Origin of the sequence: Geobacillus sp. ZGt-1, from assembly GCF_001026865.1 — a bacterium.
GTDB classification, from domain to species: Bacteria; Bacillota; Bacilli; order Bacillales; family Anoxybacillaceae; genus Geobacillus; species Geobacillus thermoleovorans.
In genome coordinates this window covers 94,899-109,380 of sequence record NZ_LDPD01000018.1, presented here as the reverse complement: position 1 = coordinate 109,380, position 14,482 = coordinate 94,899, and the positions used below count along the sequence as shown (strand labels likewise).

At 55.9% G+C, this 14,482-nt stretch carries 10 protein-coding genes and 4 pseudogenes; 10 read left to right on the top strand and 4 right to left on the bottom strand.

What is annotated here, in order from left to right; all coding sequences use genetic code 11:
* Positions 1 to 355 (top strand): annotated as a pseudogene (locus VU18_RS19740) (immune inhibitor A domain-containing protein); the annotation flags it as partial.
* Positions 356 to 678: 323 nt separating this feature from the next.
* On the opposite strand, the pseudogene VU18_RS07925 reads toward VU18_RS19740, so the two are convergent.
* Positions 679 to 3,204, bottom strand: a pseudogene (locus tag VU18_RS07925) (nitrate reductase subunit alpha); the annotation flags it as partial.
* Between the two features lie 171 nt (positions 3,205 to 3,375).
* On the opposite strand from VU18_RS07925, the gene VU18_RS07920 reads away from it, so the two are divergent.
* The 5 genes and pseudogenes from VU18_RS07920 (at position 3,376) to VU18_RS07905 (ending at position 5,892) form a co-directional block, all read left to right on the top strand.
* Positions 3,376 to 3,879 carry a metal-dependent hydrolase gene (locus VU18_RS07920; RefSeq protein ID WP_011231316.1) on the top strand — a complete coding sequence of 168 codons (504 nt, stop codon included), beginning with the start codon at positions 3,376 to 3,378 and terminating at the stop codon, positions 3,877 to 3,879.
* 86 nt (positions 3,880 to 3,965) lie between these two features.
* Positions 3,966 to 4,088 carry a hypothetical protein gene (locus VU18_RS21085; RefSeq protein ID WP_255351084.1) on the top strand — a complete coding sequence of 41 codons (123 nt, stop codon included), beginning with the start codon at positions 3,966 to 3,968 and terminating at the stop codon, positions 4,086 to 4,088.
* 246 nt (positions 4,089 to 4,334) lie between these two features.
* Complete coding sequence (locus VU18_RS07915; protein WP_014195925.1) at positions 4,335 to 5,129, top strand: uroporphyrinogen-III synthase; 795 nt, start codon at positions 4,335 to 4,337, stop codon at positions 5,127 to 5,129.
* Positions 5,130 to 5,151: 22 nt separating this feature from the next.
* Positions 5,152 to 5,253 (top strand): annotated as a pseudogene (locus VU18_RS07910) (pyruvate synthase alpha chain); the annotation flags it as partial.
* Between the two features lie 111 nt (positions 5,254 to 5,364).
* A complete protein-coding gene (locus VU18_RS07905) occupies positions 5,365 to 5,892 on the top strand; it encodes a hemerythrin domain-containing protein (protein ID WP_021322595.1) in 528 nt (175 codons plus the stop codon).
* Between the two features lie 217 nt (positions 5,893 to 6,109).
* Here the strand turns inward: VU18_RS07905 and narI are convergent, their stop codons facing one another.
* From narI to narH, 3 genes and pseudogenes are all read right to left on the bottom strand, one after another.
* Positions 6,110 to 6,814 (bottom strand): respiratory nitrate reductase subunit gamma, encoded by a 705-nt coding sequence (narI, locus tag VU18_RS07900; RefSeq protein ID WP_014195922.1) that lies wholly within the window; start codon positions 6,812 to 6,814, stop codon positions 6,110 to 6,112.
* Positions 6,790 to 7,365, bottom strand: a complete 576-nt coding sequence (gene narJ, locus VU18_RS07895) for a nitrate reductase molybdenum cofactor assembly chaperone (RefSeq protein WP_014195921.1) — start codon at positions 7,363 to 7,365, stop codon at positions 6,790 to 6,792. The genes narI and narJ overlap by 25 nt, the downstream gene beginning before the upstream one ends.
* Positions 7,366 to 7,418: 53 nt before the next feature.
* Positions 7,419 to 8,396 (bottom strand): annotated as a pseudogene (gene narH / locus VU18_RS07890) (nitrate reductase subunit beta); the annotation flags it as partial.
* Between narH and VU18_RS07885 the strand changes: the two are divergent.
* From VU18_RS07885 to yidC, 4 genes are all read left to right on the top strand, one after another.
* Positions 8,384 to 9,130, top strand: a complete 747-nt coding sequence (locus VU18_RS07885) for a carboxylesterase (protein ID WP_047757901.1) — start codon at positions 8,384 to 8,386, stop codon at positions 9,128 to 9,130. The pseudogene narH and the gene VU18_RS07885 sit on opposite strands and share 13 nt — an antisense overlap.
* A gap of 145 nt (positions 9,131 to 9,275) precedes the next feature.
* Complete coding sequence (locus tag VU18_RS07880; RefSeq protein ID WP_021322598.1) at positions 9,276 to 13,436, top strand: bacteriocin-processing peptidase family protein; 4,161 nt, start codon at positions 9,276 to 9,278, stop codon at positions 13,434 to 13,436.
* A gap of 85 nt (positions 13,437 to 13,521) precedes the next feature.
* Complete coding sequence (locus tag VU18_RS07875) at positions 13,522 to 13,788, top strand: hypothetical protein (protein WP_011231313.1); 267 nt, start codon at positions 13,522 to 13,524, stop codon at positions 13,786 to 13,788.
* A gap of 44 nt (positions 13,789 to 13,832) precedes the next feature.
* Positions 13,833 to 14,482, top strand: a 650-nt coding sequence (gene yidC / locus VU18_RS07870) for a membrane protein insertase YidC (RefSeq protein WP_047757914.1), incomplete at its 3' end; no start/stop codon positions are given.

Here is a 14,482-nt window from a genome sequence, read left to right as displayed (position 1 = left end):
TGAAGGCTATGACAACAACTGGACGGGCGTCCATCCGGGCGAAGGGTTTCTTGGCGTTGTGGATGCCGACCAGCATACGTTAAAATGGTCGGGCAATACGACAGCGTCGACTCGCTATCAAGTGCACGATGCGGCGTTCAGCCTGCAAAAAGGAGCCCCATTCCGCGTGGCAATCAATGGCTCACAGCTGATCGACAACGATACATCGCCGACGCCGGTGTTTGACGACAGCCGGTCGTATGACAATAAAGGGGCCGTCGACGCCGGCCGGAACGTGCCCAACTATGGCCTAAAAATCCGCGTCATCGGTGAAAGCGTTGACCGCACGGCAGCGCGTGTGTTGATCCACCGCTGACCACCTCCAAAGGCGCACGGAACATTTCCGTGCGCTGAACATTTATCGACACGGTTTGTCATCCCTTCGTCGAATTTGTTGATTTTTCTTTCCCCCTTTTTTCCGCTTTTTCCGTTTATAATCATAAGTAGGATCGGATGAGAAGGGGGAACAATCAGAATGGAATGGTATGAACAGCTGTCGGCGTGGATTGCCGAGAAGCAGCCGGTGCGTGTAAAAACCTATCAAGGGGAAGCGGTCGTGCTGCCGGTCAAGCTGTATCAGGACACGCGCAAACTGTTTGTTTACAACCGGCAAATGCGTCTAGTCAACTACCCCCACTTCGCGACGACTTCTTTCATCGGCTTTAAGCCGGCTTGTTTGGCGACATCAGATACGGCTTTCGCAAGTGATTTGAAAATATCCCAGTCCGAGCGCGCTTCCCAGAGCGGAGGCACGGCTGGATTGAACGGATGGATGAACGGATGCATATCCGTGCTGCTTAAGTCATGTTTTTCATACCATGTCGCTGCCGGCAGGACGACATCGGAGTAGAGCGCTGTGCCGGCCATGCGGAAGTCCAAGTTGACAAGCAGATCGAGCTTGCCTTCCGGCGCTTCATCGCGCCAGCGGATTTCTTCCGGGCGCAGGCTGTCGCGGTCATCGTTTAACAAGCCGTTCGTCGTGCCAAGCAAATGTTTTAAGAAGTATTCGTGCCCTTTGCCGGAGCTTGAGATTAAGTTGGCGCGCCAGACGATCAAGTTGCGCGGAAAATTCGCCTCGTTGTCCGGATCTTCGATCGCAAACTGCAATTCTTTCTTTTTCAGCTGTTTCGCGACGTAGGCGCCGATCTCTTCCGGCGTGCGGGCTCCATGGCTTACTGCTTCGTTATACAGCTCGATGCCGTTTTTGTTAAACGTCGGGTACGACGGCAGCCAGCCAAGCCGCGCGGCCAAGACGTTGTAATCGCCAGGGTGTGAATAGCGCGCTTTTTTGGCCAGCGGTGAGATGAGCTCATCGACCGGCCGCTCTTCATAGCGCCATTGGTCGGTCGCAAAGTAAAAGAATGACGTGCCGTTTTGCAATTTCGCTGGTCCGACCCAGTCGCGGGCGGTGGCGATTGTCTGCCATCCTTCCACCGGCCGCAGCTTTTCCTGCCCGACGTAATGGGCCCAACCGCCGCCATTCACCCCTTGGGCGCCGACGAACAAGACAAGGTTCAAGACGGCGCGGTAAATCGTATCGGAGTTGAACCAATGGTTGATCCCGGCGCCGACGATGATCATCGACCGGCCGTTTGTGTCGATCGCGTTGTCGGCAAACTCACGGGCGATTTTCACGACGAGTTCGCGGTCGACGCCGGTGATCGCTTCTTGCCATGCTGGCGTGAATGGCACCTCGTCATCGTACGAGCGGGCGACTGTGCCGCCGATGCCGCGGTCAATGCCGTAGTTGGCCAAAATCAAATCATAGACGGTCGTGACGTAAACGTCTCCTGTTACGGTTTGCACTTTTTTCACTGGAACCGCGCGTTCGATCGTTTTTCCGCCCTCAGCGGTGAAATATGGAAGCTGGATCGAGATGACTTCATCTTCGCTCCCTAAAAACGACAGGCGTGGCTCAAGCGGCTGTTCTGTTTCCTCATCAACAAGACGCAAGTTCCATTTTCCTTTGTCTTCCCAGCGAGCGCCGATCGTTCCATTCGGCACGACAAACGAGTCGGTGTTTTCATCATAGATGACCGGCTTCCATTCGGCATTGTTCGTTTGTTTGCCAAGGTCTTTCGCCAACAAGAAGCGGCCGGCCGTCCATGCGCCGCCGTTTTGTTTTAAGGTGACGACAAACGGAAAATCGGTGTACGTTTTGGCATATCGTTCAAAATATGGAACGGTCCGTTTGACGTAATATTCGTTTAAAATAACATGCCCCATCGCCATCGCCAAGGCGCCGTCCGTCCCTTGCTTCACCGACAGCCAGTCGTCGGCGAATTTTGTCGACTCGGCGTAATCTGGGCTGACGGAGACGACTTTCGTGCCGCGGTAGCGCACTTCGGCTAAAAAGTGAGCGTCCGGAGTCCGGGTGAGCGGGACGTTCGAGCCCCAGGTGATGATGTAGCCGGCGTTGTACCAGTCGCTTGACTCCGGCACGTCCGTTTGGTCGCCCCAAATTTGCGGCGACGCCGGCGGCAAGTCGGCGTACCAATCATAGAAGCTTAACATCGGCCCGCCCATCAGCTGCATGAAGCGCGATCCGGCGGCATGGCTGACCATCGACATGGCTGGAATCGGGGAGAAGCCGACGTTGCGGTCCGGGCCGTATTTGACGACCGTATACAATAAGGAAGCGGCGACAAGCGTCAATGCTTCATCCCAGCTGACGCGCACGAATCTGCCCTTCCCGCGCGCCTGTTTGTAGCGCTTCGCTTTTTCGCGGTCTTCAACGATGCTTTTCCACGCCTCAAGCGGGTTGTTTGGATGATGGGAGAGCGCCTCGCGCCACATGTCAAGCAAGATGCCGCGGACATACGGGTATTTGACGCGCAGCGGGCTGTACATATACCATGAGAAGCTCGCGCCGCGCGGGCAGCCGCGCGGTTCAAAGTCCGGCATATCCGGCCCGGTCGACGGATAGTTGAGCTGCTGTCCTTCCCAGGTGACGATGCCGTTTTTGACGTAAATGTTCCAGCTGCACGACCCCGTGCAGTTGACGCCATGGGTCGAGCGGACGACTTTGTCGTGCTGCCAGCGGCGACGGTACGCATCTTCCCAGGCGCGGTCGCCGTAGGTTGTTTCGCTATGGCCGTCGGCTTGGCGCTCGATCGGCCGAATATATTTGAAACGGTTGGCAAGCGGAGATCGTTTTCGTTTCATTTGCTTCACTCCTTATTAGCGTTGTGTACTTTTAACTATAGCCATGATGTCAATAACGCGATGTTAACTTTGTCACACTTGGCATCATTGTCACAAATCCGTCAAAGAAACGAACAAATATTCTTTTCTGTGGTATAATGGGGAAAACGATAAAAGTTTGAGGGGATTTCGTTGCGATACTCCAGCCATGTCATTGCCACATTATGCCTCGGCGCGGCGGCGGCCGCGCATACAAAGCTGCCGTTTACCGCCGCCTATACGGCGGGGCTTGTCATCGGCAGCCTTCTTCCTGACATTGACGAGCCGTCGTCATACGTCGGCCGCCGTTCGTTCGGCGTCGCGGGGAAAGTAAAAGAAGCGTTCGGCCATCGCGGCATGACGCATTCGCTCATCGTCTGGGGGGTGCTTGCCGCCCTCGTCTGGCGCGACTCGGCGTCGCCGTTTACCGCTGGGCTCGTGCTCGGCTACTTGTTTCATATTGTGGAAGACTTTTTTTCTGTTCAAGGGGTGCCGCTGTTTTGGCCGTTTTCGTCCAAGCGGTGGAAAGTGCCGCTCTATCGGACGGGAAAAGGGATGGAGAAAGCATTGGTTGGCATCGCTTGGATCGCATTCGTCTATTTTGGCGTCAACGGCTTGTTTCACGAATGGTGGCGGTCATGGTTGTCGATGTGGTAACGGCGTCCGATCAAAAAAGGAAAAAAGAGGTGCGGCGGCGAATATAGTGAGAGGAACGGATTTGACTAGATAAGGGGGAGAGGAAGATGAGCGAACAATATCCGGTGCTCTCGGGCGCCGAGCCGTTTTACGCCCTCGCCAAAGACGATGAACATTCCGTTGGACCGGCTCATTTCCGTCGAGCCGACGCGCATCATCGGTTCCTTTGACCGTCGGGGAGAAGAGGCCATGGTACATACTCGTTGAACGGAGGGCACGCGTCTTTGGGCGCGTGTTTTTTTGATGGTGGTCGGCTGTTTCTGCCTGCGGTCTGTTCTGTTGCGCTGGGCTCTATACCCAATGAAGGCGGCATTCGCGTTGCGATGTGCCAGGGAGCGGAATGGTTTTTGTTGCATAGGCAAAGACTATCTTTTAGAATGGAAAGGACGAACGACTGACCATAAGGGGGAAGGGACATGCATGGCAAACGGATTGCCTTGTGCGCGTCACGCAAACTGGACGAAATGACAACGCTTATTGAAAAGCAAGGAGGAACGGCCATCATTCGTCCGGCGCAAGGGACCGTCTTTTCAAAGGGAAGCGAACTGGGAGAGGAAATGCGAACCGTCATCGCCATGCGGCCGGACTGGATCGTATTTACGACGGGAATCGGCTTTGAGGCGCTGTTGGAAGCGGCCGACCGGGAGGGAATGGCTGCTCAATGGCATCGAACGATCAAGGAAGCGAACGTGGCTGCCCGCGGCTATAAAACGGTGACGGCGTTGAAACAAATCGGCGTCACCCCGGTGGCCGCAAGCGAGGACGGGACGACGAAAGGGTTGATTGCTGCTCTTTATGGGCACGACTTTGCGGAAAAAAACGTTGTTGTACAGCTGTACGGCGATACCGCGCCAGCCTTGAAGCAGTTTTTTCTTGAACAAGGCGCTTTGTATACGGAATTGTTGCCATACCGGCATATCGCTCCGGATGAGGAGACACTGGCGACATTGTATAAAGAAATCGTCGGGCGCGAAGTCGATGCCGTCTGTTTTACATCGGCGATGCAAGTCCGCTTTTTCTTTTCGTTCGCCCGCGAGAAAAAAGAGATTGCACCGCTGCTTGACGCGTTTCGCACCGATGTCGTGGCCTGCGCCGTTGGCAAAGTGACAAAAGAAGCATTGGAAGAAGAGGGAGTCGATCGCGTCATCGCCCCGGAACATGAGCGGATGGGAGCGATGATTGTGACGCTTGCCCGTTATTTTCAACAATAAGCCCTGTTGAGGGTTGTTTTATATGAAAGGGCGGGGCGAGCATGAAACGAAGCTCATTCCAGCAGATGGCGAGCACGGTTCGGCGGGGATTTGCTACGGCGCGTCGCTCATGGGGGCGAGCGTGCTGTTTTTTTTGCGCTTGCCTGTCGGCGGTGTGATATGACTCACAACGATGGAGATGCTGCACACAGTATAATGGAAACAACGGACGGATCATAAAAAGGAGGAATTGATGATGCATTCATTTTGCCATATGGGCGGCCCTGAAGGGGTGAAATTATGCGCCGGTCTGGCGCAATTAAAACAAGAACACGGCCCGCTGCGCGCCCAAATGGAGCAGCTGCTTGCCGCAGCGGAGGCGATCGGCCGCGGGGAAAATGACCGCAACTGGCGTGAGCCGCTCGCTGATTTGAGAGAAAAAGTTGAATCGTTCGTCGCCGCCCTAGATCCGCATTCGGAGCGGGAAGAAGGCGTATTGTTCCCAATGATGGCTCGGTACATCGGGCGGACGACCGGCCCTATCGCCGTTATGGAATACGAACACGAACAGGCGAAAACGCGCCTTTCCATGTTTTTAGAAAAGACCGCCCAGCTGCCGGAGAACATCGACAGCAGGCAGGCGTTGACGCTTGCCGGCGCGGTGATTGAGGCGTATCATATTTTGGATGAGCACTTCATGAAAGAGGAGAACGTGCTCTTCCCGATGGCCGAGCAGTTGTTGTCCGATGCGGAGAAAGAGGAGCTGTTTGCGCGCATTAACTAAGTAACAAATGGAAAACAGGATGCCCCAAACGACGGGCATCCTGTTTTTTATTATTGGTTCATTTGTTGGCAGGTTGTTATGCGATCGTTAGGGTATGCGGAAGCGCACGTTGTTTCGTTCCCGCCGCCGTTAAAGTTGACAGGCAGGCTGTTAGGCAATCGGTTTGCCCCCTCCGCCTGTTCAGTTTAGGGTTCCTGATGTGACGCCCGCCGCTCGCTTACTTGGCGCGGTTGACCGGCTCTGCTTGTTTTGGCATTCGCTTTCGATAGACGACGTAGCTGCGCTGCAAGTAGCGGAGCGGGAAGCTGAATACGTGAACGAGACGGGTGAACGGCCAGACGGCGAACAAACCGAATGCAGCGAGAATATGAATCTGAAACCAAAGCGGCACCGCTTCCATATAAGCTGGGTTCGGACGGAACGTAAGAAGGCCGCGAAACCACGGGCCGATTGTCGTCCGGTAATCAAACCCGTGCGAATCGATGTTCAGAAACGTCGACGACAACCCGCTGGCGATCACGACAAGCAAAAATCCGAGCGCGACCCAGTCGCCGGTGCTGCTTGTCACCCGTACGCGCTTGACCGTCAAGCGGCGGCGAAAAAGGATCACGAAACCAACGAAGGCCGCCAAGCCGGCCGGAATGCCGCCTGCCAAGGCGAGGGCGTGGTACATCTCTTCTGTCACGCCAAGCGCCTCGTAAAACGGCTCGGGAATGAGAATGCCCATCACGTGGCCGACAAACACGAACAAAATGCCCCAGTGAAAGAGAAGGCTTCCAAGGCGCAACTGCCGTTTTTCAAGCAGTTCGCTTGATTTGGATGTCCAGCCAAACTGGTCGCGCTGGTAGCGCCAAATATGGCCGGCGACAAATAGGACAAGCGCCAAATACGGAACAATCACCCAGAGAAATTGGCTGGCCATGCCGTTGCACCTCCTTTCGGGAGCGGCGTCACGCCGAGTTGAGTGAATGTGTGATTGAGCGCGTCAAACAGCTGTGCATACGGGCTGCCTGCCGCTGCCAGCCGGTCGCCGATTTCGCGGATATGGCCGGCATAATCGGCGAGCAAGGCGGTCGTATGCTCTTGATCTGCATAGGCCATCCATTCAAGCATGAGCGGCAAGTAGTCGGGCAGCTCGTGATCGGAGACGGCGAATCCGGCCGCCTCGTAGCGCGCTTTTAAGGCGACGAGTTCGATTCCGCGCTCCCGCTGCTCGCCGTTTGTCATATACGTCAAGTACAAATTCGTTTTTTTGCCGAAATCAAATGTTTCGACATATTGCTCCATCCGCTCTCGAGCCGGGGTGACCGCGAGCTGTTCGGCCACTGCCAAAAGCGGCGCACGGACGGTTTCATCGTCAAGCGAGCGGATGGCGTCTAGGCAGTCAGGAAGCGATTCGGCCCACTGTTCGTCCGGGTAAGACAACAAATACGATACACATAGAAAGACCGTTTGTTGTTGTTCGCTGTTCATCGTAAATCCTCCATTTCATTGTTGAAGGGGCGGGGCTCGCCTTCTTTCTCCTTTTACAGCGTGCCGCAAGCGCCCGGGCCGCCGGCAAATGCAAGCCCGCAGCTGCCTTGTTCCGCGTACAAGTCAGCGACTTCTTCGCGGTGCGATGCTGGAATGACGAAGCGGTCTTCGTATTTGGCAATCGCGAGCAAACGGTACATCTCTTCAATGTCTTCACGGCTTAAGCCGAGCGATTCAATGAGGCGGATGTCCGGCTGTTTGTTCGTTTGTTTCGCCCGCATATACGAACGCATGGCCGCCATTTTTTTCAACGTCGTACGGATGTGCGCCGTATCGCCCGCCGTCAGCAAATTCGCCAAATATTCGATCGGAATGCGCATTTCATCAATGGCCGGGAAGATGTCATCGGCGCTCGCTTGGCTTCCTTTTCCTTCGATCGTATTCATGATCGGGCTCAGCGGCGGAATGTACCATACCATTGGCAGCGTCCGGTATTCCGGATGCAGCGGCAAAGCGATTTTCCAGTTGACGATCATTTTGTAAATCGGCGAGCGCTGCGCCGCGGCGATCCATTCGTCCGGGATGCCGGCTTCTTTCGCGGCGGCGGCGACGGCTGGATCGTTTGGATCAAGGAAAATATCAAGCTGGGCGTGGTACAGCTGTTTCTCATCTGTGACGCTCGCCGCTTCTTTCACTTTGTCAGCGTCATACAGCATCACACCGATGTAACGGATGCGGCCGACGCACGTTTCCGAACAAATCGTCGGCATGCCGGCTTCGATGCGCGGGAAGCAGAGCGTGCATTTTTCCGCTTTGTTCGTTTGCCAGTTGAAATACACTTTTTTGTACGGGCAGCTTGTGACGCAATACCGCCAAGCGCGGCAGGCGTTTTGGTCGACGAGGACGATGCCGTCCTCGTCGCGTTTGTACATGGCGCCTGACGGGCAGCTCGATACGCATGACGGATTGAGGCAATGCTCGCAAATGCGCGGCAAGTACATCATAAAGACATTCTCAAATTCCGCTTGGATCGCCTGCTGGCGCCGAGCCGTTTTACGCCGAAAACGGGCCGGTCGGGGTGCTGCTCGTGCACGGATTCACCGGCACGCCCCACAGCATGCGCCCGCTCGCTGAAGCGTATGCGAAAGCCGGCTATACCGTTTGCCTGCCGCGCTTAAAAGGGCACGGAACGCATTACGAAGACATGGAACGGACGACATTCCACGATTGGGTCGCCTCGGTCGAAGAAGGATATGGATGGCTGAAACAACGATGCCAAACCATTTTTGTCACCGGGCTGTCGATGGGCGGGACGCTCACGCTTTATTTGGCGGAACATCACCCAGACATCTGCGGCATCGTGCCGATTAACGCCGCTGTCGACATCCCGGCCATCGCCGCCGGGATGACGGGCGGGGGCGAGCTGCCGAGGTATCTGGATTCGATCGGTTCGGACTTGAAAAATCCGGATGTGAAAGAGCTGGCATACGAGAAAACGCCGACCGCTTCGCTTCTTCAGCTGGCTAGGCTGATGGCACAGACAAAAGCGAAACTCGATCGCATCGTCTGTCCGGCGTTGATTTTTGTCTCCGACGAAGATCACGTCGTGCCGCCGGGAAACGCCGACATCATCTTTCAAGGCATTTCATCGACGGAGAAAGAGATCGTCCGCCTCCGAAACAGCTACCATGTGGCGACGCTCGATTACGATCAACCGATGATTATTGAACGGTCTCTCGAATTTTTCGCCAAGCACGCCGGATAAAACGAATCGGTATATGGCTGATCCTGTTCAAAGGAGAGGCCATTTTTTGTTTGTCGGTATTTTTGTGAAAAAATATGTGGCTGTTTTGCCGGGCTTGTTCTACACTTATAAATAGCTGGAAAAAGAATAAGGGAGTTTTCTTTGTATGAATCATATCAAACCGATCGCATTGCTCGTTGAAGAAAAACGAATCGTGGATGCCCTTGCCCAGGTGCGGCCGCATTTAGAAAACATGGGATTGTTTCAATGGCGGCCGCTCATGGCGTCATGGGACAGCATCGAGCCGTTTCGGGCGCTCATCCGGCTGTTTGATTATGCGCTCATGTACCGGCATAGCGGGCTTGTCGCGCGGTACGCCCACCGGAAGTTCAACACGTTGCAGACGCTCGCTTGGGTGTGTGATGAGTGGCTCGAGAACCGCCGGCCGCTCGATGTGGAAGAGGCGCTCACCCCGCGTCTTACAGAAGCGCTCGAAGGCCGGGTGGAGGAGCCGAGGGAATCGATCGCCCGGGCGGCGTTTGCGTTGGTGCGCGCTTTATTGGATATGCAGCGGATCGATGAGGCGCACGAATGGATGGATGTGGTTGCCCGCTATGAGACGGTGCCGATGCATGACAAGTGGGGCTATTTTTATATCGAGACCGGCGACCGGAAGCGCGCCGAACAGGTGATTCGCGCCGGTCTCGATGACCCGGAGCGCGGCGACATGTGCTATTTGCTGCTTTCGGATTTGTACGCTCTTGACGGCCGCCACCACGAGGCGCTTGCCGTTTTGGAGGAAGGAGGGCGGCGCTTTCCGCAAGTGCTGGCGTTTTACGCTGAGCGCGTGCGCCGCTTGCGCGATGTGCGCGCCTACCGTGAGGCGCTCGCGGCGATGGATGAACTTGACCGCCTGAATCCGCTTCATATGCATCGCCGTTATTTCGCCCATTTGCGCGCCGAACTGTATTACCAGCTTGACGAATGGGAGAAGCTTGAATCGCTTGTGAAAGCGGAGCCGCAGCTTGAAAAAACGCCGTACGCCCGAGCGCTTGGGCGGCAAAGGAAACGGTCGGTGGTGCTGCCGCTTGTGCCGGTCGTGCAAAAGCATAACTATTGCGTGCCGGCAAGTTTGGAAATGATGCTTCGATTGCTTGGCTCCCCCCGTACGCAGGATGAAGTGGCCCAACATATTTTTGATGTGCGCGGATCGAAATTGTCGACGACGGTTCATTATTTGGAAGAGCTTGGCTTTGTTTGCCGCTTTTTCGTCGGCTCGCCGCTTCGTTGGAAGCGGCTGATTGATGAGGACGTTCCGGTGCTGTTAAGCGTCGATTATGAACAGTCATCGCACGTGCAGGTGTTGTTTGGCTATGACGAGCGGCTTGGGGCGTTGTACGTGCAAGACCCGAATCTATTTGATCCGTTTGTTGTTTCCGAGGACGAGCTTGCCAAATGGTATGCAGGGACGCATTATTTGTCGATTGTGGCGCTTCCCCGGGAAAAAGCGGCGCTCGCCGCCGAGCTCCCCGAAGAGGAAGACCGCTATTTCCGCGAATTGCATGCGTTGGCCGAAAAGATGGATGAGGACGAGCAGGCGCATTTCGACGCGTTTGTCGCCTTTTTGCGCAAGCATGAGCACATCCCGTACACATGGCTGTATGTCATGAAGCATTTTAGCAGCGATGAGGCGAAGCCGCTTGTGTTTGATTACACCAGGCGCGTCTTGAGCGAGTATCCCGAACATAACGACTTGCTGCTGATGGCGGCGAAAGCGTATGTCTACACGCAAGAAATGGAGAAGGCTGAAGACGTGCTCAAACGGGTGAAAGGAAAGGCGCAAAGCCCGCTCTACCATTATTTGCGCGGCCGAATCGCCTTTTTTGCCAGCCGCTACGAAGAGGCGGCTCGCTATTTTCGCACCTCGCTCCAGTTGGACCCAGATCAGCCGGAAGTGTGGAGCTATTTCGGACTCGCCTCGGCGTACGCCGGTCATATCGAAAAAGGGCTCATCTCTTCGCGCGTAGCGGTCAGCTTATATCCGGGCGATTTGTTTATCGAAACGAACCATGGTGTGCTGTTGTTCCACGCGAAGCGGTTTGCCGAAGCGCGCGCCTGGTTTGATCGTCTTGTGCGCCGCGAACGGCGGGATGCCCAGCTTTGGTATGAGCGGGCCCGCTGCGATCGGGAGCTCGGCCGCCGGCGCAAGGCGGAACGCGGCTTTTGCGTCGCCAAAGCGCTCGACCCGCAGGAACCGTACCCGTATTTGATGTTGGCTGACTTGTATGATGACGACGGTGATCGGGAAAAAGCGAAAGCGGTGTTGGAAGAGGGATTGGCCGCCGCCTGGCGGTTGGCGCCGCTTTACGTCCGCCTTGGCGATCTCTATATGGAGGAAGGAGAGGCGGAACAAGCGGTTTCGTGCTACGAAGAGGCGATCCGCCATGACAGCGATGACGTGTTTGCCCATCTAGGCTTGGCGGCCGCCCTCGCGGAGCGCGGGGATGTGGAAGCGGCGCGCCGGTATGTAATCAAGCAGCGCACCCGTTTTGCCAACAACAGCGAATATTGGCTCAATGCAGGCAAATGGCTCATCGCCCACGGTTTCGCCGATGAGGAGGAAGGACGCGAGACGGCGCTGTCGTGGTTGGAGGAAGGGCTGCGCCTCGCCGAGTTTGATGCCGAAGAAGCGTACGAGTTTTACATCGACCAGCTGACAACGCCAACTCTTCGAGAGCGCGGCCGGGCGTTTTTGAAACAGCTTGTCTCGGCTCGCCCGAAACTCGCTTCGGCCCATTCCGCTCTCGGCGTCCTTTATGAGCGGCAAGGCCGGCCGTCCAAGGCCATGGCGTTTTACCGAGAAGCCGCCGCCATGGGCCATTGGCTTTCACTCTTCCGGCTGGCGGAGCTGTGCGCCTCGCTCGGACGCTACCAAGAGGCGAAACAACATTATGAGGCGTGTCTCAAAGCCGATCCGTCGTTTGTCCTCTGCCATTTTCGCTTAGCTGCGCTCTATGAGGCAGAAGGAAACGAAGAGCGGCAGCACGCGCATTTGCTTCAGGCGATTCGCCTTGCTCCGCTGCGAGTGGATAGCGAACAGCTTGCAGCGATCATAGAGCCTCCGGCGCTGCTTGAGGCGTTGGCCGATGCCCGTCCGCGTGGAGGAGATGTGTGGTACTATGACAGCCTCGGGTATGTATATGGAGCGCTCGGACGCCGCGATCAAGAAAAGGCGGCGGTCGAGAGGGCGCTTGCTCTTGACCCGGATCACAGTGAAGTGCTTCGTCATTACGCGAATGTGCTTAGCCGGGAAGGACGCACGAAAGAGGCAATCAAGCTGCTCGAGCGGTTGATGGTGCGCCATCCCGACGATGAATCGTTGTATTCGGCATATGTCGCCTTATTCCCGAAAACGATGCGCGGCTTAGGGAAGCTGCGCCACCGGCTGGAGCGGCTGAAGATCGGCCGTGAGGCGAAAAGCGTTGTTTATCGGAATGCGGCCGCCGCTCTCCTTCCGTATTTGGAAGAGGAACAGAACGAAAGCGACGAGCCGGTGCGGTGGTGGACAAAAGCGAAAGAATGGATGGGCAGGTTTTCCTTGTTTTCGATCGTCATTGATTTGTATGAGGAGGCGATTCGCCTCAATCGCAGCCATGCGGAAGCCTATGGGCAGCTCGCCCGCCTCTATGCGGCGATCGAGCTGGAGGACGATGCCATCAAAACGTGGCGCCGGGCGCTCGCCCGCGTTTGGGATCCTTCATTGGCGCGTGAATTCGTCGAACACTTGTTGAAGGCCGACGATGAGAAGAAGCGCCAAGAAGCCAAGCGGTGGCTTGAACGGCTAGTGGCTGATGACCCGGACGATGTCGAACTGCGCGTGTTGCAGGCGGTCGTTTGGCTTCAAGAAGGGCAGCACGAGAAAGCCGAGCGGCAGCTGGAGGCGATCGTGGCGGAAGAACCGCTCGCCCGTGAGGCGCTCATGTTGCTTGGCGAACAGTATATGGAAACGGGCCGCTATCAGGAAGCGGCGGCGCTTTGGGAGCGCTACGCCGATTGGTATCCTGAGGATGAAGAGCTGAATATGCAGCTCGCGGCTGCTTATGAAGCGGCAGGGCACATTGAGCGGGCTTTGGCTGCCATTGAACGGTGCGTCCATATGGCCAAAGATGCTCGACTTCGCTACGAACGAGCCCGCTGTCTCGCGCTGCTTGGACGCTTCGATGAGGCGAAGCAAGAGCTTGAGGCGGCATTTTCGGCTGATGAAAGCGGAGAGCTCGCCATGTTGGCGGCTGACGAGCCGGCATTTCACCGCTTGGAGCGGATGTGATCAATTGTTGCTTTTCTTTTGATGGAAAGTTTGCTATTGTATGAGAAGAGAAGATGGACGGGGCAAAAGGGGGTGGACGGGACGCATGGAAGCGCCTATTGATTTGCTTGTGTATATGTCGCTTGTCGGCGCGTTATGGATCATCATGAAAGGGTATATGGGCGCACATCGGACAGCGAAATCATTGTTTTACGAGCCGGCGTTGGCCTCGGTTCGCGAGCGGGAGGCGGGAGGAGGCGCCGAACGAGCGGCGCTTCCATGGCGCCCGCTGTTTTTGCCGCAGCGGCGGAAAATTCCCGTTCGGGAACGGACAAGCCGAACGGATGAGGATGGAAGGCCCTTTCCTTTATGATGAAACGGCATGATTTTGCAACATGATAGTAAGGAGGGCTTTTCATGAAAAAATGGGTATTGGTGCTGCTTGGTGCAGTCTTGCTTCTTTCCGGCTGCAACCGCAACGAACCGATCAATGAACATAGCCAAGGCATTTGGAACCATTATTTTGTCTACCCGATGTCGAAGCTCCTTTTGACGCTTGGGCACTGGTTTGGCGACAACTACGGCATCGCCATTATCGTGCTGACGCTCATCGTCCGTTTTTGCTTGCTGCCGCTCATTTTGAAGCAGTTCCGCGCATCACTCGCCATGCAAAAGCTGCGTCCGGAATTGTTGAAGCTGCAAGAAAAATATAAAAGCAAAGACCCGGAAACGCAGCGCAAGCTCCAGCAAGAAATGATGCAGCTGTACCAAAAGCACGGCGTCAATCCGGCGAGCGGCTGCCTGCCGGTGTTAATTCAAATGCCGATTTTTATGGCGCTTTATTACGCGATTTCGCGGACGCAAGAAATTAAAACCCACTCGTTCCTATGGGTCGAGCTTGGCCACCGCGATCCGTATTTCATTTTGCCCGTTTTGGCGGCGTTGACGACGTTCATCTCGCTCCGCCTCTCGCCGTCGATGGCCGAAGAACAAATGCCGCAAATGGCGATGATGTCGTACATCATGCCGGTCATGATCTTTATCGGCGCCAGCTCCGTCCCATCGGC

Coding starts and splice junctions, on each gene's coding strand:
- VU18_RS21085 (WP_255351084.1), top strand. CDS start 3,966: ATGAGCGAACAATATCCGGTGCTCTCGGGCGCCGAGCCGTTTTACGCC.
- VU18_RS07915 (WP_014195925.1), top strand. CDS start 4,335: ATGCATGGCAAACGGATTGCCTTGTGCGCGTCACGCAAACTGGACGAA.
- VU18_RS07905 (WP_021322595.1), top strand. CDS start 5,365: ATGCATTCATTTTGCCATATGGGCGGCCCTGAAGGGGTGAAATTATGC.
- narI (WP_014195922.1), bottom strand. CDS start 6,814: ATGGCCAGCCAATTTCTCTGGGTGATTGTTCCGTATTTGGCGCTTGTC.
- narJ (WP_014195921.1), bottom strand. CDS start 7,365: ATGAACAGCGAACAACAACAAACGGTCTTTCTATGTGTATCGTATTTG.
- VU18_RS07880 (WP_021322598.1), top strand. CDS start 9,276: ATGAATCATATCAAACCGATCGCATTGCTCGTTGAAGAAAAACGAATC.
- VU18_RS07875 (WP_011231313.1), top strand. CDS start 13,522: ATGGAAGCGCCTATTGATTTGCTTGTGTATATGTCGCTTGTCGGCGCG.